At 34.9% G+C, this 18,831-nt stretch carries 17 protein-coding genes and 1 pseudogene; 17 read left to right on the top strand and 1 reads right to left on the bottom strand.

Translation table 11 applies throughout. From position 1 onward, the window contains the following. The first annotated feature begins 113 nt into the window (after positions 1–113). Positions 114–2,720, top strand: coding sequence for a phosphoenolpyruvate synthase (gene ppsA / locus JFU54_RS16080; RefSeq protein ID WP_201065331.1), 2,607 nt, complete (start codon positions 114–116; stop codon positions 2,718–2,720). Positions 2,721–2,775: 55 nt separating this feature from the next. Here ppsA and JFU54_RS16085 read toward each other — a convergent pair whose 3' ends face one another. After that, positions 2,776–3,393 carry a TetR/AcrR family transcriptional regulator gene (locus tag JFU54_RS16085; protein ID WP_002165497.1) on the bottom strand — a complete coding sequence of 206 codons (618 nt, stop codon included), beginning with the start codon at positions 3,391–3,393 and terminating at the stop codon, positions 2,776–2,778. 170 nt (positions 3,394–3,563) lie between these two features. Here JFU54_RS16085 and JFU54_RS16090 point away from each other — a divergent pair, with 170 nt between their 5' ends. From JFU54_RS16090 to JFU54_RS16170, 16 genes and pseudogenes are all read left to right on the top strand, one after another. Further along, a complete protein-coding gene (locus tag JFU54_RS16090) occupies positions 3,564–4,745 on the top strand; it encodes a YhgE/Pip domain-containing protein (RefSeq protein WP_002165500.1) in 1,182 nt (393 codons plus the stop codon). Between the two features lie 424 nt (positions 4,746–5,169). Continuing rightward, positions 5,170–5,868, top strand: coding sequence for a response regulator transcription factor (locus JFU54_RS16095; protein WP_002013637.1), 699 nt, complete (start codon positions 5,170–5,172; stop codon positions 5,866–5,868). Further along, positions 5,861–6,955 (top strand): HAMP domain-containing sensor histidine kinase, encoded by a 1,095-nt coding sequence (locus JFU54_RS16100; RefSeq protein WP_002165502.1) that lies wholly within the window; start codon positions 5,861–5,863, stop codon positions 6,953–6,955. Before JFU54_RS16095 ends, JFU54_RS16100 begins: the two co-directional genes overlap by 8 nt. A gap of 202 nt (positions 6,956–7,157) precedes the next feature. Further along, positions 7,158–8,209 (top strand): annotated as a pseudogene (locus JFU54_RS16110) (efflux RND transporter periplasmic adaptor subunit). Further along, positions 8,206–8,880, top strand: coding sequence for an ABC transporter ATP-binding protein (locus JFU54_RS16115; RefSeq protein ID WP_201065334.1), 675 nt, complete (start codon positions 8,206–8,208; stop codon positions 8,878–8,880). The pseudogene JFU54_RS16110 and the gene JFU54_RS16115 overlap by 4 nt, the downstream one beginning before the upstream one ends. A 2-nt stretch (positions 8,881–8,882) precedes the next feature. Then, positions 8,883–10,067, top strand: a complete 1,185-nt coding sequence (locus JFU54_RS16120; protein WP_002165506.1) for an ABC transporter permease — start codon at positions 8,883–8,885, stop codon at positions 10,065–10,067. A 185-nt stretch (positions 10,068–10,252) separates the two neighbouring features. Further along, on the top strand, positions 10,253–11,620 hold the full coding sequence (locus JFU54_RS16125; protein WP_002165507.1) for an FtsX-like permease family protein: 1,368 nt from the start codon (positions 10,253–10,255) through the stop codon (positions 11,618–11,620). 222 nt (positions 11,621–11,842) lie between these two features. After that, positions 11,843–12,277: a ferritin-like domain-containing protein gene (locus JFU54_RS16130; RefSeq protein ID WP_002013647.1), complete on the top strand. Its 435-nt coding sequence runs from the start codon at positions 11,843–11,845 to the stop codon at positions 12,275–12,277. A 215-nt stretch (positions 12,278–12,492) separates the two neighbouring features. Beyond that, positions 12,493–12,960: a DUF2691 family protein gene (locus JFU54_RS16135; RefSeq protein ID WP_002013648.1), complete on the top strand. Its 468-nt coding sequence runs from the start codon at positions 12,493–12,495 to the stop codon at positions 12,958–12,960. Between the two features lie 23 nt (positions 12,961–12,983). Beyond that, on the top strand, positions 12,984–13,499 hold the full coding sequence (locus JFU54_RS16140; protein ID WP_002013649.1) for a GNAT family N-acetyltransferase: 516 nt from the start codon (positions 12,984–12,986) through the stop codon (positions 13,497–13,499). After that, the gene (locus tag JFU54_RS16145) at positions 13,500–14,378 is read left to right on the top strand and encodes an aminoglycoside phosphotransferase family protein (protein ID WP_201065337.1); all 879 of its coding nucleotides are present in this window, start codon (positions 13,500–13,502) and stop codon (positions 14,376–14,378) included. It abuts the gene before it with no gap. Positions 14,379–14,502: 124 nt separating this feature from the next. Next, positions 14,503–15,831, top strand: a complete 1,329-nt coding sequence (locus JFU54_RS16150) for a YjiH family protein (protein ID WP_201065339.1) — start codon at positions 14,503–14,505, stop codon at positions 15,829–15,831. A gap of 863 nt (positions 15,832–16,694) precedes the next feature. Continuing rightward, entirely contained in the window at positions 16,695–17,039 is a 345-nt protein-coding gene (locus JFU54_RS16155) for an ArsR/SmtB family transcription factor (protein ID WP_201065342.1), read from the top strand. Between the two features lie 29 nt (positions 17,040–17,068). Continuing rightward, positions 17,069–17,584, top strand: coding sequence for an SRPBCC family protein (locus JFU54_RS16160; RefSeq protein ID WP_201065354.1), 516 nt, complete (start codon positions 17,069–17,071; stop codon positions 17,582–17,584). 90 nt (positions 17,585–17,674) lie between these two features. Further along, positions 17,675–18,055 (top strand): VOC family protein, encoded by a 381-nt coding sequence (locus JFU54_RS16165; RefSeq protein WP_002033018.1) that lies wholly within the window; start codon positions 17,675–17,677, stop codon positions 18,053–18,055. A 160-nt stretch (positions 18,056–18,215) separates the two neighbouring features. Next, the gene (locus tag JFU54_RS16170; RefSeq protein WP_061675630.1) at positions 18,216–18,803 is read left to right on the top strand and encodes a GNAT family N-acetyltransferase; all 588 of its coding nucleotides are present in this window, start codon (positions 18,216–18,218) and stop codon (positions 18,801–18,803) included. The last annotated feature ends 28 nt before the right edge of the window (positions 18,804–18,831 follow it).

An 18,831-nucleotide genomic window follows, 5' to 3' on the forward strand; every position in this document is an offset into this window, starting at 1 on the left:
ATCATCTCTTCCTAACTTAATTATATCATGTAAATCACGTTCGAAATAGACTGTTTATTCTTATTTACTACTGCTACAATCAAGAACACACGCATAGTAAGGAGAGATGTTACATGAGTTCTTTCGTTCTCGATTTTCAGGAAATAGAAAAAACGCAGCTTTCGCTCGTTGGCGGAAAAGGATTGAATTTAGGGGCATTATCAAACATTCAAGGAATACAAGTGCCAGAAGGTTTTTGTGTTACAACGGTAGGGTATGAAAAGGCCATCGAACAAAATGAAGCGTTTCAAGCTTTGTTGAGTCAATTAGCAATGTTAAAAATTGAAGACCGGGCTCAAATTGCTGAAATTAGTAAGAAGATTAGAGAAACCATTATGGCAGTAGAAATTCCTTCTGATGTAGTGGAAGCAGCGGCTTATTATATCTCTCGTTTTGGAAATGAACATGCTTATGCAGTGCGTTCTAGTGCTACGGCTGAAGATTTGCCGTATGCCTCGTTTGCTGGTCAACAAGATACGTATTTAAATATCATCGGAGAAGAAGCGATTTTGCAGCATGTAAGAAAGTGCTGGGCTTCTTTATTTACAGAGCGAGCAGTTATGTACCGCATGCAAAATGGCTTTGAACATAGTCAAGTTTCTATATGTGTTGTCGTTCAAAGGATGGTTTTTCCGGAGGCTTCGGGCATTTTATTTACTGCTGATCCGATTACTTCTAATAGGAAGGTGCTATCAATCGATGCAAGTTTTGGACTCGGTGAGGCTTTAGTCTCTGGCTTAGTATGTGCTGATAATTATAAAGTAAAAGAAGGCAAAATTACCGGAATGATGATAGCGACTAAAAAATTAGCTATTTATGCTTTAAAAGAGGGCGGAACAGAGACGAAACAGATTGATTCGGTTCAGCAAAAGCTTCAAACATTGTCTGAACCACAAATATTACAACTAGCACAGATCGGAAGACAGATTGAAGCTAATTTTGGTTGTCCGCAAGATATTGAATGGTGTTTAGTGGATGATACATTTTATATTGTCCAAAGTCGCCCAATCACGACTTTATATCCAATACCAGAAGTAAATGATGGGGAAAATCATGTGTATGTATCGGTTGGTCACCAGCAAATGATGACCGATCCCTTGAAGCCATTAGGAATGTCTTTATTCCAGTTAACATCTTTTGGACAGAGGTTTCAAGCTGGAGGAAGGTTGTTTGTTGATGTTGCACAAAGATTGGCTTCGCCTACTAGTAGAGAACTTTTATTAAATATGATAGGGAATTCGGAACCGCTTATTAAAGATGCATTAACGACTGTAGTCGAGCGAGATGATTTTATTACATTGTTACCAGATGATGAAAAAGAAAAGAGTGTTGGTAAAAGTGAACCACCTGCAAGTTCACAACCAAAAATTGAAAACAATCCAGCGATCGTTACGGATTTAATAAAGATGAATCAAGCATCAATCGAAGAGTTAAAACGAAACATGCAAACGAAATCAGGGGTGGATGTACTTGATTTTATTTTGGAAGATATGCAGCAATTAAAGAAAATATTATTTCATCCGCAAAGTATGGCTGTCATTATGGCAGGTATGGATGCTTCAACATGGATCAATGAAAAAATGGAGCAATGGCTAGGCGAAAAGAATGCAGCAGACACACTTTCTCAATCAGTACAAAACAATATTACGTCTGAAATGGGGCTAGCATTACTCGATGTTGCTGATGTGATTCGGCCATATCCAGAAGTTATTGCGTATTTACAACATGTAGAAAATGATAACTTTTTAGATGAATTAGTTCAATTTAAAGGCGGAGAAAAAGCTCGAGATGCCATTCTAACTTTTCTAAATAAATACGGAATGAGATGCAGCGGAGAAATCGACATTACGAAAACGCGCTGGAGTGAAAAGCCAACAACCATTATCCCGATGATTTTAAATAATATAAGAGATTTTGAAGATGGTGCTAGTAAACGGAAATTTGAAGAAGGACTGCAGGAAGCTTTGAAAAAAGAAGAAGAGTTAGTAGATCGATTGCAGCATTTGCCGGATGGTAAACAAAAAGTAGAAGAGACGAAGCGAATGATTCGTAACATCCGTAATTGTATTGGTTATCGTGAATATCCAAAATACGGCATGATTAATCGTTATTTCATATATAAGAAGGCATTATTGAAAGAAGCTGAACAACTTGTGCAGAGCGGTGTCATTCATGTAGTCGATGATATATACTATCTAACTTTTGAAGAACTTCACGAAGTTGTCCTTACGAATAAACTAGATTACGAGCTTATTCATAAACAAAAAAATGATTACAAATTATATGAAAAACTAACGCCTCCACGTGTAATGACGTCTGATGGAGAAATCATTACAGGTAAATATAAACGAGAAAATCTTCCGGCTGACGCGATTGTAGGTTTGCCTGTTTCTTCAGGAGTGATTGAGGGGAGAGCACGCGTTATTTTAAATATGGAAGATGCGAATTTAGAAGATGGAGATATATTAGTTACTGCCTTTACTGACCCTGGATGGACACCATTGTTTGTGTCTATAAAAGGGTTAGTCACCGAAGTTGGTGGGCTCATGACACACGGAGCAGTTATTGCACGTGAATATGGATTACCAGCAGTCGTCGGTGTAGAGAATGCTACGAAACGAATAAAAGATGGGCAACGAATTCGGGTACATGGGACTGAAGGGTATATTGAAGTGTTGTAATGAAATAAAAGATCATCCGCTATTATAGTAGATGATCTTTTATTATATAGCTGACTTATTTTTTTAAACCAGCCGCATAAAAAGGTCCATGAACTGCGATTGTTGATAAAATACGAGCAATCTCCTCAGGTGTTTCTTTTTGTCCATTATTTAACCATTGTTGAATGACACCTATATGAGCAGATGCCATATAAGAAGCTAAGTATTGGCTTGGGACAAGTAAATCCTCCTTATTAATGAGAGGCCCATTCGTATCTTCAAATAGTGTTTTCCACATAAAGTCTTTCAGTTTCGTTTGGAAAGATAAATCTCCTTTTGGGCTTAGTACAGCTTTCATAAAATCACTATTTTCATTTAGAAATTCAAGAATAGAAGCGATAAGTATAAATGGCATTGTGGGGGAAGGGCTTGATCCAAGATCAGCAATAACTTCCGGTAATCTCTGTTTAGCAATGCTAGAAAATTCATACATAATTTCTTCTTGGCATTTTGTCATTAAATCAAATTTATCTTGGTAATGTGTATAAAATGTACCACGATTTATGTTTGCCTTCGTAGTAATATCTTTCACTGTAATGGCGTCAAAACCTTTTTCCTCAATTAATTCCACTAATGCATTTCGTATGGCAGTTTTCGTACGAATAACACGTAAATCTAAATTACTATCGCGCAAAGTATGTCCCTCCTTAATTTTAGCCAACACATTTCAAGGATGTGTCTTATAACCGACACATTCACGATTTTTGATTATTGTATAAGGTTCAACTCGAACATATAATTCAAATATAAATAAACAACACGTTGTTGGTTATTATAAATCAAATTAAAGGAGGAGAAAAGAAAATGTTTAAAAACAAACTTTTATTGTTATCTCCAGTTATTGCACTACTTGTTGTTTTTATTTTTTCATTAACATTATTTCCAACCGTTCAACCTAAGCCGAAAAACTTACCAATCGCAATTGTAAATGAGGATCAAGGAGTAGAAATTCCGAATCAACCGAAGATGAATATGGGGCAAACAATTGTTGATAATATGAAAAAGACATCAAAATCAGAGGAAGAACCTGCGGTAAAGTGGGTAGAAGTGCAAAATAAAGAAGCAGTTCAAAAAGGCTTAAATAATCAAGAGTATTATGCAGCATTAGTCATTCCGAAAGACTTTAGCGTAAAACAAGCATCATTACGAACACCACAGCCATCTTCGCCTGAAGTCGAAATATATATAAATCAAGGAATGAATACGGCGGCTTCAACTATGGCAGGGCAAATGTTAAATGGCGTAGTTGATAATATGAACAATAACGTTCGTACACAACTATTGGAAGGATTTAAAGCAAAAGGGACTACATTAACAACGGATCAAGTTTCAAATGTAGTAACACCTATTACAAAGAAAGTAACAAATGTGAATGAAATCGGAAAAAATAGTGCGAACGGTAACTCGCCAATGTCTTTATTCCAGCCGTTATGGATTGCAAGTTTAGCGAGCGCAGCAATTATCTTTATTGCGATAAGTAAAATGCCAGTAGGTACAAGAAAAGAAAACTTTGTATTAAAACTAAAACAAATAGTAACAGGAGCAATTGCTACACTTGTAATTGGATTTGGTCTTACATGGATAGCTGATGGAATGGTAGGATTAAATATCCCGAATTTCACGGATACGGCTCTGTTCTTATCCATTACTTCTTTTTGTTTCTTCTTAATGATTTCTGCGGTGCTTTCATTAGTTGGACTAAAGGGTATAGGTATATTCGCTCTATTACTTTTCTTTGGGGCACCGCTATTAGCATTAGCGCCTGAAATGATGTCACCATTTTATCAAGATTGGGTGTACGCATGGTTGCCAATGCGATTTATGATTGAAGGGCTTAGAGAAATATTCTTCTTTGGAAAAGGATTAGCTTGGAATACTCCTCTTACTGTACTCGTTTGGATTGGTGTAGTAAGCGTGGTTATTATACTTGGAACAGCTTTCAAACGTAGTGTAGTAAAGGAGCAAAAAACTGAAGTGAATGCATAAAAATAAGTAAAGGAAAAACCGTTTCACTAGTAGTGGAGCGGTTTTTATGTTGAAATACAAGTAAGGGTACAAAATATATTGATATAATGAAAGGAAGTTAGTTATTTGTGAAGCTAACTGTCACTTAGCTAGGCTTGATATGAAGGGATCCTACTGTAAAATCTGTTGTACTATATAATTATTATCTCTGATATACTTTAGTTTTGTTAGTTTTTCTACATTTTCTACCATAAAATGTGAAATCGTAGAGGGTGTTGCAAAGTTAACAAAACATAGACATGCAAAAAAAATGCAGAAGAAATATAGTACTCGAAGTTATCTCTAAAAAGTAAGAATCTCATAATAATGTTCTTTTAAGATGATATAAACAAAATAGACTATTTTAAAATTGGACGTATGAAAAAGGAATGAGGGGAAGAGCAAAATGAAGCAGATTTCAATTTTAATAGCGGATGATGAGGTGGAAATTGCTGAATTAATTGGGATACATTTAGAGAAAGAAGGTTATCATGTTGTGAAAGCTACTGATGGAGAAGAAGCTGTTCTTATTATTCAATCGCAACCAATTGATTTAGTTATTTTAGATATTATGATGCCAAAAATGGATGGTTATGAAGTAACGCGACAAATTCGTGTGAAGTATAATATGCCAATCATTTTTCTAAGCGCGAAAACATCTGATTTTGATAAGGTGACAGGTCTTGTACTAGGTGCGGATGATTATATGACAAAGCCTTTTGCCCCAATTGAATTAGTTGCGCGTGTAAATGCACAACTACGTCGATTTCTTACGTTAAATCAACCGAAAGTAGAGGAGAACAAATCCGTTTTAGAAGTAGGTGGAGTGGTTATTAATCTTGAGCAACGAAAGCTAAATGTATACGGAGAACAAATTGAATTAACCCCAAAAGAGTTTGATATTTTATATTTATTAGTGAGCCATCCGAAAAAAGTGTACAGTGTGGAAAATATCCTTCAGCAAGTGTGGGCGGATGATTATTATGATGGGGGAAGTACAGTTGCGGTACATATTCGTACTTTACGAAAAAAAATTGGGGAGGATACAAGAAAGAATAAGTTAATAAAAACGGTATGGGGGGTAGGTTATACTTTCAATGGCTAACATGATGAGAAGTTTTCGTTTTAAAATGATTGCTTTGTTTGCGCTAAGCATGGTGTTAGCAGCTGGCGGAACATATATAATCTATAAAGTATTACAGCTTTATTATAGAACGATGGTACATTACGAAGATTACTTAGCCCAATTTAGACCAATCGTAGATATTAAATTCTTTTTAATGTGTTTTATCCCACTATCTGTTGTATTCTTTTTCTTTTTAACAAAACCATACTTAAAATATTTTAATGAAATTTCTAACGGTATTCACCATCTTGCTAACGGTGATTTTACAAAGAAAGTTCATATTACTTCAAATGATGAATTTGGCGAGATTGCGCGTGAAATTAATATAGCGAGTGAAAAATTAAAAGAGGCGGTTGAGAGAGGTGATTTTGCAGAAAGTAGTAAAGATCAGCTCATTGTTAACTTAGCACATGATTTAAGAACGCCTTTAACATCAGTTTTAGGTTATTTAGATTTAATTCTTAAAGATGAGAATTTGTCAAAGGAGCAGATTAAACGTTTTTCTATGATTGCATTTGCGAAATCGCAGCGACTTGAAAGTTTAATTGATGAGTTATTTGAAATTACGCGAATGAATTATGGCGTGCTAAAGTTAGATAAAAAAACAATTAATATAAGTGAGTTGCTTATACAGTTAGATGAGGAATTGTATCCATTATTGGAGAAACATCATTTAGAAGCTAGGTTGAATGTTAATCCTCATTTATATATTTACGGTGACGGGAATTTGTTAGCTCGAGTATTTGAAAATCTTGTAACAAATGCAGTTAGATACGGAGATAATGGACAATTTGTTGATATGAATGGATATATTGATAATGGAGAGGTTATCGTACAAATTATTAATTACGGAGATAGCATTCCAGAAGAAGATTTGCCTTATCTTTTTGACATGCTTTATACAGGTGATAAAGCAAGAACAGGGCAGCAGGGCGGTACGGGCCTTGGGTTATTTATTGCTAAAAATATTGTTGAACAGCATAATGGAACGATTTCAGCAGAAAGTAATATAATTAGAACAATATTTGAAGTAAGATTGCCAAAAGAAGAGAGTTCAAGAATTTAATAAAAATTTAATGTTTACCCCACTTTTTATTTAACTAGTTTTTTCTACCCTATACGTATGTTAGGTCAAGGAGGAACTGGTAATGAAAAAGTGGGGCTTTTTATATTGTACATAGTATGTACGGGGCTTTATATATCAAAAACTATTAAAGAAGAGGACATACAGTTTCTAAAAATAAAACACATGAAAAAGTGAGGATATTATGAAGAAAGCAAAAAAACTAGTCATCGTTGGTGTAATTACAATTGGTTTAGGGGTCGGGTCTTATATGACATTTGCAGGAGAATCTGAACCAGTTAAAACTTATAAAATATATGAAGTGACAGAAAAATAAATAGAGAATGAGCAAAAATTAGGTGGCGAAGTTATCCCAAATGGTATAGAAGCAATTTCATTCGATCCAACAAAAGGTACGAATGAATTAGCTGCTAAAAAAGGTGATGAAGTAAAAAAGGACAGCTTCTTTTTAAATATAATGACCCTATTACTAAACAAGGTGTAACATTGCATCAGAAACAAATGGATTCAGCGAAGCAGAAACTAAAAAAAGATAAAAACGCTGGTCTTCCTGAGGAAGCGTTAAAAGCATCAGAAATCGAAGTGCAACAATTAGAATCGCAACTTGAAATGAAAAAGTTTGAAGTAGAAAAAGCTGATGAAATAATTAAATCAGCAAAAGAGAAAGTGAACACACTTTCTGTAACGAGCCCGGCTGATGGTGTAATTGATGACATTGTCAAAAATAATGATGCTGGTATGAGCGGAATTACGCTTCGTCACGCTGGTCCATTTAAAGTAAAAGGCCAACTGTCTGAATATGAGCTTGCGAGTGTGAAGATTGGGCAAGAAGTAACAGTTTCATCAAAAACTGTATCTAGTAAGACGTGGACAGGAAAAGTTACAGAAATCGGATCCACACCATTAAAAAATATGGATGAAAACAAAACAGTTTCCAGCTATCCATTCACTGTTACATTGAACGATAGTGAAGGATTACAAAACGGTTTCCACGTAAACGTGACAAACAAAACAGGTGAAGCAACAGGTACAATCGTTCCGAAAAGCAGTATGGTGAAAAAAGGTGACAAAGATGTTGTCTTCGTTGTAAAAGATGGAAAAGTGAAAGAACAAGTGGTTACGGTTGAATTTGAAACGAATCATGAAGCAAAAGTTTCTGGAGTGAAAAAAGGTGTACAAATTATCTCTGAACCTATGAAAAATGTAAAAGATGGTATGGAGGTTAACACAAAATGATTCATTTAAAAGGCATCACGAAATCTTTTCAAAACGGTACAGAGTCCGTCCAAATATTACATGGAATCGATATAATACTGAACCAGGGGGAATTCACTTCCATTATGGGACCATCTGGTTCTGGTAAGTCAACCTTAATGAACATTATCGGTTGTTTAGATAAACCAACGGCAGGTACGTATGAGCTAGCTGGTCAAAATATTTCAACCATGTCTGAAACAGAACTTGCACACGTTCGTAATAAAAAAATCGGCTTTGTATTTCAAAATTTCATGTTACTACCAAGGCTTACAGCACTTCAAAATGTAGAATTACCTCTTATTTATGCAGGAGTTGATAAAAAAGAAAGACGTGAGCGTTCGTTAGCTGCTTTAACGAAAGTTGGGTTAGCTGACCGTGCTACCCATCTTCCAAGTGAGCTATCAGGTGCTCAAAAACAGCGTGTTGCTGTAGCGCGTGCGATTGTAAATAATCCGAAATTTATTTTAGCCGATGAACCAACTGGTGCACTTGATACGAAAACGAGTGAACAAATTATGGAGCTCTTTTACGAATTAAATAAACAAGGTTCAACGATTATTATGATTACTCACGATCGTGAAATCGGAGAAGCAGCAGTACGTCAAATTGTAATTCATGACGGCAATATCGTACAAGATTGGAGAGAATAAATTTGAATACGAATGAAAATATACGCATGGCCATATCTTCTATTTTTGCGCATAAAATGCGATCTATATTAACAATGCTAGGCATTATTATTGGAATCAGTGCAATTATTACAATTATTTCAATGGGAGATGGACAGACTGCAAAGATGCAAAAGGAACTTGCAGAGAATCAGCATATGGATGAACTTAAAATAGAATACTTCAACCCGGATTCTCCGACAGAAAAAGCAAAAATTACACCACATATGGTAAAGCAATTGCAAGTGATACGAGGTGTAAAAGATGTGTATCCCAATGTGCATATGGACGTAAAAGTATATACGGGATCAAAAAATGTTTCCTTTAGTTTAAATGGGGGAACAGGAAACTTTATGCAGGACTCTAAAATGAAAATGGTACATGGGCGAGAGTTAACACCGGATGAACTAAAAAAGCCAATTCCTGTTGTAATTGTAGCTGAAGATTTATTTAAAACACTATTTGATAATTGGAAAGATGATTTGTATATAGATATAAAAGGAAAACCATATAAGGTTGTTGGGGTGTACAAATATGAAGACGGTTTTCAACGTCAATTTAAATTGTATGAAGGATATACATCTATCGACAATGCACCTTTAATTGCAGGGATTGAGGAATACGATACAGTGAAAATTAAGTTAACTTCTCCAAGTGAGCGAGAGGCTGTAGAAAAACAAGCTATATCTGTATTGGATGAATTGAAATCCCCAGAATTTGAGCATTCTTTTACAGTCGAGGATACGAAAGCATATGGTCAAAAAATAGAAGAGTCAACACGAACGATGAAAATAGTATTTGCTAGTATTGCTGGAATTTCCTTAATCGTAGGTGGTATTGGTGTGATGAATATCATGCTTGTATCCGTTACAGAGCGTACACGTGAAATAGGTATTCGAAAAGCGCTCGGTGCAACGAGAGGAAAAATATTAACACAATTTCTCATCGAAGCATGTATTTTAACGTCATTAGGCGGGGCGATTGGTTTTGGATTAGGTATGTTTTTTGCTTGGATCGCTTCGTCAATAGGTGAATGGCCACTAGTTATTTCTGTAAGTCTTGGATTACTCTCAGTTGGAATATCGATGTCAATTGGTATTGTCTTTGGCATACTGCCGGCTAATAAAGCGGCTAAATTGGATCCGATTGAGTGTCTGCGGTATGAATAAGTGAACAGGGTAATTTTTTAGTAAGGTGTTTTCAAAAAAGAGTAAATACTCCTGCGAGTATTCACTCTTTTTTTCAACAAATCATTGATGTAATGTCTTCCATTTCTGGAGGGATGGCTGGTGACCTTATCTAGCATTGCCCTTTGTAATATTTTGCATCAATCATTTCCTGGAGGTTAAGATAAATGAATTTATTTAATATAGTTCAACGTAACATACGGCGTAATTTTAAAGAGTATATACTCTATTTTGTATCGTTAGCTTCAAGTATGCTTATCTATTTTATATTTGCATCACTTCGATATAGTACTCAAATAAAAAAAGAAATGGTTAATAATGTGATGATTAATAGTGTTCTTCAATCTTCAAAAGTGATTCTCATTATTTTTATAGCTATATTTATTATTTATTCTACTAATTTTTTTATAAGGAAACGAAAAAAAGAGGTAGGATTATATTCTTTACTAGGAATAACTAAAAAACAAATTGGTACGATGTTATTTTGTGAGACTATGATAATGGGAGGCGTTGCTTTAGTAGTTGGCATACTGATTGGCAGTATGAGTTTTAAGTTATTTTTAGAACTGCTAATGAGTTTAATGAAATTAAATGTACCTATTCATTTCGAGTTATCTATAAAAGCGATAATAGACACGTTCATCGTCTTTTTATCTATTTTATTATATACAGCATGGAAAAACTCTCGCATTATTTATAAATTTCCATTGATTGAAATGTTTCAAGCTAATCATCAAGGAGAACGGATGCCAAAAGGTTCTGTACCTAGGGCGTATATAGGTCTTATTTTAATGGGATTAGGATATATACTAGCAGGCTTCTTCCGTGAAGTAGTAAATATTGTGCGGAATCCCATTGATCCTATGAACCCTATTATAAATCCTATAATGATTCCAGTTTTTATTTTGTTTTTAGTTGTTTTTGGGACATATTTTCTATTCACTTCTTATACAGTTATTGTTTTAAAGAAAATTAGAAGTAAAAGAGAAATATTTTATAGCGGTATAAATATAATAAACATTTCGCAATTACTATACCGAGTAAAAGGAAACGCTAAGTTACTTGCAATAATTGCTATATTAAGCGCTACAGCTTTAACTGCAATTAGTACAGTCGCAGCAGGGTATTATGTAGGGCAATCTGAAACAAATGGAGATTTTATGCAACTGTATGGAGTTGCGTTATTTATTGGAAGTTTTTTAGGGGTTATATTTGTATTGGCGACAGGTTCAATTATATATTATAAACAATTATCTGAAGCGTATGCTAATCAGAGATATTATGAAACTCTTCGTAAAATAGGTGTTACGAAAAAAGAGGTAAGAAAGTCAATTTCGAAGCAAGTTAGCTTTAGTTTTATTTCACCTCTAATAGTCGGACTTGTTCATAGCTTATTTGCGATACCAATAATAAACAACATGCCTATATATAACATCATTACTCCTATTTTAATTAGTAGTGGTGCATATTGTATAATTTATGTTGGATATTATGTGTTAACTATTTATTCGTATTTTAAAATTGTGTATAAATAAAATGGAATGATACGTGTAATAGATAAAAAACGGTTCACTAATAGTGAACCGTTTTTTTTTGTGAACTCATTATTACTCTATAAGAAAATAAAGCAGTGATAGATAGGTTCTTCAATATTTTAAAGGTAATCGAAGAGTTTGGATTTGCGGTTCTTTTTTGTATACATGCTCCTACTATTTCAAAATGCATAAAATGTTATGTGAAATAACGGAGGGGATACGATGTATAATTCGAATTATGATAATTGGTATAGACAGAATGATAAGCTAATTAGTGATATTGAAAAAGCTATAAACGGAGAGTATAGCGCTATAAGCTGCTATGCAAAATTAGCTAACATGGCTCCAAATCAAGTAGAACAAAAACAAATTCTTGAAATTCGTAATGATGAAATAAGGCATTTTCATCATTTTGTACAAATCTATACGAATTTAACTGGCAGACAGCCGAAACCACAGATTACGGAAAATTGCCCTAATACGTACTTACAGGGATTAGAGTTCGCTATACAAGATGAGCAAAAGACCGTAGATTTTTACTTGGAAATTTCAGATGAAGCAGCAGATGCATCTATGAAAGAGTTATTGCGCAGAATAGCTGCAGATGAACAAAATCATGCGGTGTGGTTTTTATATTATTTTGTGAAGTCGAAGTGAGTGTTCAAAATGAATGGCTGATGTGCTGAACATATTAGAAATTATTTTAAAACGCGGTGCAACAATTGAATAAGATATGTAAATGTAAGCAGAAGGAAACCGTTTCACTAGTAGTGGAGCGGTTTTTTATGATGTGCATAGGTATCGACAAAATATAGTAATTAAATTTGATATATAATGTATGAAACAAAAATAAATAAGCTAGGAGCAGACATATGAAAAGAGGGATTACAGTAGATATTCTAGATGGATATGATAATTTACTTTGGAAAGTGTTAAAGCCAATTGATATTACTGCATTTGATTGGCAAGTCATGGGAAGGGAGGAAGCTTATACAATAATAGGGAATGAATTAGGTCCAGAATTATTTTCAGAAGATAACGAGATCATGGAAGGATCAGAATTAAAAAAGCTAATAAAAGATAACATATATTATCTTTTATTTGTAGACTTAAAAGCATATCCAAAAGGGAAAGTACTAGGAGAAATTGAAACATATGAAGAATTTAAGAAGAGTAAGTGTGAAGTAGTCGTATTAGTAGCGGATGGTGATTACATACAAATTTATGCAAAAAACCAAGAAGAGATTGAAATGATATATGAAAACGCACTGAATCAAGGATTTTATGTAGAATATATTACAGATGAAAATGATGGAAGGACTCGTATGTCAGTATGGTAGCAATTTGAAAGGGGAACGGCAATATGGAGAGAAATATAAGTAAAGAATATACAATTCGAATTGCTACTGAAGATCAAAGTGATAGTATTATCATTTTATTAAAAGAAGTAGCACAATGGCTACAATATAAAGAAGTGGATCAGTGGCAGTATCTTTTAGGAGAGGAAGCTACGGCTGAAATACTAGAATGTATAAGAGAGAAATATACATATGTTGTTATGAAAGAAGATGAAATAGTTGGTACGGTTACAGCTTCTCCTAAACAAAATGAATGGGATGAACATATTTTTGGTAAAGAGGAAGCTTCTGATTCATTATATATTCATAGATTTGCGGTGAAACGGAAGTATAAGGGGAATGGAATAGGAGAATGGATTTTGCATTGGATAGAAGAGAATGTGCAAAGTGATAAAGAGTATTTGAAGTTAGATTGTGTTGGGCATAACCAAACGTTGAATGGTTTTTATAAGCGATGTGGTTTTGAATATATCGGTAGTACGGATGGACTTAGTAAGTTTCAAAAGAAAAGGAGAAAGTGAATGAATCTAATTAACGTAAGTTTAGTTAAGAAGTTAATACAACAACAGTTTCCCGAATGGGCCCATTTAGAAGTGAAACCTGTAAAGTTTAGTGGGCATGATAATAGGACGTTTCACTTAGGGGATGAGATGAGTGTCAGATTACCAAGTGATGTAGCATATGCACCGCAAGTAGAGAAAGAAAACACTTGGTTACCTATATTAAGTAAGGGACTTTCTTTACAAATTTCTGCACCAATTGCGAAAGGGAATCCGACTGAAGAGTATCCATGGCCTTGGTCTATTAATAAGTGGATCGAGGGAGAGACAGTCACGAAAGAAAATGTTCGTGACTTAGATGAATTTGCGGCGGACTTAGGAGCATTTTTAATAGAGCTACAATCAATTGATGCGAGTAACGGGCCAATAGCTGGAGAACATAATTTTTACCGAGGCGGGCTTATATCTGTATACGATGAAGAAGCGAGAGTGGCTATTGAAAATAATAAGGATGTTTTTGATGAGACATTATTAAAGCATCTTTGGAATGTAGCACTTCGTTCAACATGGGACCACAAACCAGTTTGGATTCATGGAGATGTTGCACCAGGAAACTTACTCGTTAAGGATGGAAAACTTTGTGCCGTAATTGATTTTGGTATTTTAGGAGTAGGAGATCCGGCTTGTGATGCAGCGATGGCATGGACATTTTTTGATAAGAATAGTAGAAACGTATTTAAAGAAGTATTGCGCATGGATGAAGAAACGTGGAATAGAGCGAGAGGATGGGCGCTTTGGAAGGCGTTAATTACATATGATGCGAATAAGACTAGTAATAAGATAGTGGCAGAAGAATCTTATCGTGTAATTCAAGTAATTGTGGATGATTATAAGAGGTAATAGAAAAAGCTTATTTTGATTGTATATTTCAAAATAGGCTTTTTTACATGATTAAATATTCGAATTAAAAGAAGGAATCCGACGTTATTATACAGAATATTTAGATAATAGGAGGTGTCTAATTTTGAATGAAATTGAGTTAAAAAGTAATGTAATTAAGACAGGGCGAGAGAAGGGGATTATACTTCGGTTTATACTTGCTAGTCTAGTTGGTGTGTTTATGTTTTTTGTTCCTGTTACGATAAACGGTGCTTCGTCTATTATGATTGATCATATCGTATCGTGGATAAGAGCTACGGTTCCTTCGGTAGTACCTTATTATGCACTGCTTGTTATGGTAATTGGTGCAATTTATCCATTTTATACGAAGAAGTGGAATGCATCTATCGTAGACATTTGTTTTTCTATTTTAAAAGTAGTAGGTGTTGTTTTTGGCATATTATATTGTTTGAAAGTAGGACCAGCTTGGTTCTTTGCGCCAGATGTTGGACCGTTTTTGTATGAGAAGTTAGTTATATCAGTAAGTTTACTCGTTCCAATCGGCTCGGCCTTTTTAGCGTTATTAGTCGGATACGGATTGCTTGAGTTTATCGGCACGTTTTGTCGTCCGATTATGAGACCGTTATGGAAAACACCTGGGCGCTCAGCAATCGATGCGGTGGCTTCCTTTGTGGGGAGTTATTCGCTTGCACTTCTTATTACGAATCGAGTGTACAAAGAAGGAAAGTATACGACGAAAGAAGCAGCAATTATCGCTACAGGTTTTTCTACAGTATCCGCTACATTTATGATCATCATCGCAAAAACATTAGACATTATGCATTTATGGAATGTTTACTTTTGGACTACTCTTGTTGTAACATTCATCGTGACCGCTATCACCGTAAGAATCCCGCCTCTTAGTAGAAAACCAGATACATATATTACGAAAGAAGGATTCCCAGAGCCCGTTTATAAAGAGAAAATGTTAGAGCGAGCTTGGGAAGATGCATTAGAAGTATCGAAATCTGCGCCAAGTATTATGAAAAATATCGCAGTGAATTTAAAAGACGGATTTATAATGACAATGGGAATTTTACCATCGATTATGTCAGTAGGGCTAATTGGAATCGTCTTAGCAAAGTTTACGCCAATATTTGATTGGATTAGTTATATTTTTTATCCATTTACATGGGCTTTACAGCTTCCAGAAGCGGAACTAGCTGCAAAAGCAGCATCAGTTGGTATTGCAGAAATGTTTTTACCTTCTCTTTTAGTTGTAAGTGCACCGCTTGTTACAAAGTTTGTTATTGCGGTTGTGTCCGTTTCATCCATTTTGTTTTTCTCCGCATCAATCCCTTGTATATTATCGACAGATATTCCGTTAAAAGTATCTGAACTTATTATTTTATATGTGCAAAGAACGATTTTAACGTTGCTTATTATTACGCCGATTGCTTATTTGTTGCTTTAAAAATGTAGCCTTAAGTTTCTGAAGTTATGCCATTTTCCGATTATTCAAATCAGAAAATGGCATAACTTTAATTATGTTCTATAGTAACTCCAGCTGTTTTTTCATAAATAACGTATGAGCTAAGTAAATAATCATACCAATACTTGTGATTAAAACTCCTGCGAGTAGAAAAACTTTATCCATAGGGCTAAAAGTGAACCTAATGTAGGTGAAATAACCATAGCGCCGTGGACCATTGTATTTGCGGTACTAATTACTTTTTCCATTAATCTTGCAGGGGTTTAGATTTGAAGTAAGTAACTATAGCATACAGAGATAGAAGCGATAAATATACCAATAAAAACCCAAATGATTACCATAAAAATAAATTGCTCGATATAAAGCCGAACCGTTTAAGATATTTATTTTGTTTATTGTATTTCCCTATTTTCCAATGGTTATAGCTCCGACTAAAGGGCCTAACCCAATGATACTTATAAAGATTCCAAACAAACTAGCACGTATACCCATATTTTTTGCCAATAAAACGCCTAAACTATCAAATAAAAAGGTGAAAAAAAATACTGTAGCGTTAAATAGTATTAAAAGTGTTAAAGCTTTCTTGGACCAAATAAAAACAAAGCCTTCGCGAAAATCGTTCCAAAACCCACTGACTAAAGCACCACTTTATCGTAAAACATAGGTTTGTGAAATGTTTTTAATCCATTCTTATTATTAAGTAACGATGTGGTATTACTTTAGTTTTCGAATATTCCTTGACGGGAATATTCCTCTTTGGTTATGATCGATTCAACAGGAAAATAATATTAGTGATGATATTGATGTGTTATAACCGGAGACCATCACTTAACGAGGTGAGTGATATGTCGGGGAAAATTCCGGGCGTGAACATGGCGACGCTGAGTGCCTTATCTGAACCGAATCGTATGAATATCGTTGAACTGTTGCGTGACGGTCCTCTAACTGTTGGGGAAATTGCCGACCAGCTAGGATTAAGGCAACCACAAACTTCAAAACACTTAAAAGTGCTAAGTGATACTGGAATTGTGGAAGTGCAGGCTGAAGCTAATCGCCGGATTTACAAGCTCCGACCTGAGCCTTTCCAAGCACTTGATTGTTGGGTGCAGTCATTTAAGCGTGTGATGGAAGAGAGATTCGATAATTTAGATGAGTATTTGAAGGAATTGCAAAACAAGGAAAAGTCATAAAATCAGTTCATATTTAAGGAGGAATTAAAATGTCAAATAATACAATGGTATCGAGAGTAGAGAACGATCGGGTATTAGTACTGGAGCGCGTTTTCGATGCGCCGCGCGATTTAGTATTCAGTATGTTTAAAGAACCAGAGCATTTGAAACACTGGTGGGGACCAAGGGGCTGGGAAATTCCAGCATGCACTGTCGACTTCCGTCCGGGAGGCGTTTGGCACTACTGTATGAAGTGTGTCGATCAGAACCTGGGGCAATTTTTTGGTATGGAATCATGGGGCAAAGGAGTTTATAAAGAGATTATTGAGCCAGAGAAAATTGTCTACACCGATTACTTTTCGGATGCTGAAGGCAATGTAAATGATTCTATGCCGTCAACCGAGATGACATTGGAATTCATCGATTTAGGTGGAAAGACAAAGCTAATAAACCGTGCTGAATATGTTTCCGAAGAAGCTCTTAAGACTGTTATGGACATGGGCATGCTACAAGGTATCACCGAAACTTGGGATCGTTTGAACGAGCGATTGGAGTCGCTGAAATAGATTTTTGCACCGCAACTTTATTTTCGGTGATAATTAGGTGTAAGTGTATGGAGTTTAATAAAAATTGTTTATAAAGGAGCGTTAAAATAAATGATTAATAATGTTGGTCAAATCATGTTGTATGTAAATAACCAAGATGAAGTGAAGGAATTCTGGACAGAAAAAGTAGGATTTATTGTCATTTCAGAGGAAGATAACGGTCAAGGAATGCGATGGATTGAAATTGCTCCAACTAAAGAAGCTGAAACAAGTATTATTCTCCATAATAAGGAGCTAATTGCTAAAATGCAGCCGGAGTTAAATCTTGGCACACCTTCTTTAATGTTCTTCTCAAAAGAATTCGATCGTTTATATAGTGATTTAGTAAACAAAAACGTTACAGTCGGAGAAATTGTAAATATGCCTTCAGGTAGAATATTTAATTTTGCAGATAGCGAAAATAATTATTTTGCAGTAATGGAAAAGAAGTAAATTTCAATTCAATTTATGAGTGCGATGCTTGAATAAAAGGCATCGCACTTTTTATTTTAAAGATATATTTTATTCCTTGATATAAAAATAATTTCACGTTCTTATATAACGATATAACGGTAAAAGAGTATGATATAGTTACAACAAAGGGGGCTTACAAATGGAAATTATTCACGAAAGAGCAAAGTTACGGTTAATGGATAGCAATGATGTCGAAAAAATGTTTTCAATCGTGGAAGGAAATCGAGATATTTGGGCGTATTTAATCTCTAAAATGGATACTGTTCAAGATATGCAGCAATATGTTCAAAAGGCGATAAAAGCTTATGGGGCAGGGAAGGATTTGCCATTTGTTGTTGTTGATCAAAAGACAAATGAAATAGTAGGGAGTACACGCTTATATAACATTTCAGTTGAAGATAAGACGGTGGAATTAGGGAAAACGTGGTATGACCCAAGTGTGCAACGTACGAGTATGAATACGGAATGTAAGTACATGTTATTACAATATGCTTTTGAAAAGTTGCATATGCGGAGGGTACAAATTAAGACGGATGCACGAAATGAAAAAGCACAAAGAGCAATTGAAAGACTCGGCGCAGTAAAAGAGGGTGTACTTAGAAACGAAAGAAAATTACCGAGTGGACATGTTAGAGATGCAGTTGTATACAGTGTAATTGCAAGTGAATGGCCAGCTGTAAAGGAACGGTTATTAGAAAAATTAGAATCGTATAAAGAAAAACGATAATTCATATTAAGAAAGGTGTATTGATCGT

Origin of the sequence: Bacillus sp. TH19 (assembly GCF_016651075.1) — a bacterium.
Lineage (GTDB): Bacteria > Bacillota > Bacilli > Bacillales > Bacillaceae_G > Bacillus_A > Bacillus_A mycoides.

Bases quoted from the DNA above. Each gene is read 5' to 3' on its own strand.
- ppsA (WP_201065331.1), top strand. From the start codon at position 114: ATGAGTTCTTTCGTTCTCGATTTTCAGGAAATAGAAAAAACGCAGCTT.
- JFU54_RS16090 (WP_002165500.1), top strand. From the start codon at position 3,564: ATGTTTAAAAACAAACTTTTATTGTTATCTCCAGTTATTGCACTACTT.
- JFU54_RS16095 (WP_002013637.1), top strand. From the start codon at position 5,170: ATGAAGCAGATTTCAATTTTAATAGCGGATGATGAGGTGGAAATTGCT.
- JFU54_RS16100 (WP_002165502.1), top strand. From the start codon at position 5,861: ATGGCTAACATGATGAGAAGTTTTCGTTTTAAAATGATTGCTTTGTTT.
- JFU54_RS16115 (WP_201065334.1), top strand. From the start codon at position 8,206: ATGATTCATTTAAAAGGCATCACGAAATCTTTTCAAAACGGTACAGAG.
- JFU54_RS16125 (WP_002165507.1), top strand. From the start codon at position 10,253: ATGAATTTATTTAATATAGTTCAACGTAACATACGGCGTAATTTTAAA.
- JFU54_RS16130 (WP_002013647.1), top strand. From the start codon at position 11,843: ATGTATAATTCGAATTATGATAATTGGTATAGACAGAATGATAAGCTA.
- JFU54_RS16135 (WP_002013648.1), top strand. From the start codon at position 12,493: ATGAAAAGAGGGATTACAGTAGATATTCTAGATGGATATGATAATTTA.
- JFU54_RS16140 (WP_002013649.1), top strand. From the start codon at position 12,984: ATGGAGAGAAATATAAGTAAAGAATATACAATTCGAATTGCTACTGAA.
- JFU54_RS16145 (WP_201065337.1), top strand. From the start codon at position 13,500: ATGAATCTAATTAACGTAAGTTTAGTTAAGAAGTTAATACAACAACAG.
- JFU54_RS16155 (WP_201065342.1), top strand. From the start codon at position 16,695: ATGTCGGGGAAAATTCCGGGCGTGAACATGGCGACGCTGAGTGCCTTA.
- JFU54_RS16160 (WP_201065354.1), top strand. From the start codon at position 17,069: ATGTCAAATAATACAATGGTATCGAGAGTAGAGAACGATCGGGTATTA.
- JFU54_RS16165 (WP_002033018.1), top strand. From the start codon at position 17,675: ATGATTAATAATGTTGGTCAAATCATGTTGTATGTAAATAACCAAGAT.
- JFU54_RS16170 (WP_061675630.1), top strand. From the start codon at position 18,216: ATGGAAATTATTCACGAAAGAGCAAAGTTACGGTTAATGGATAGCAAT.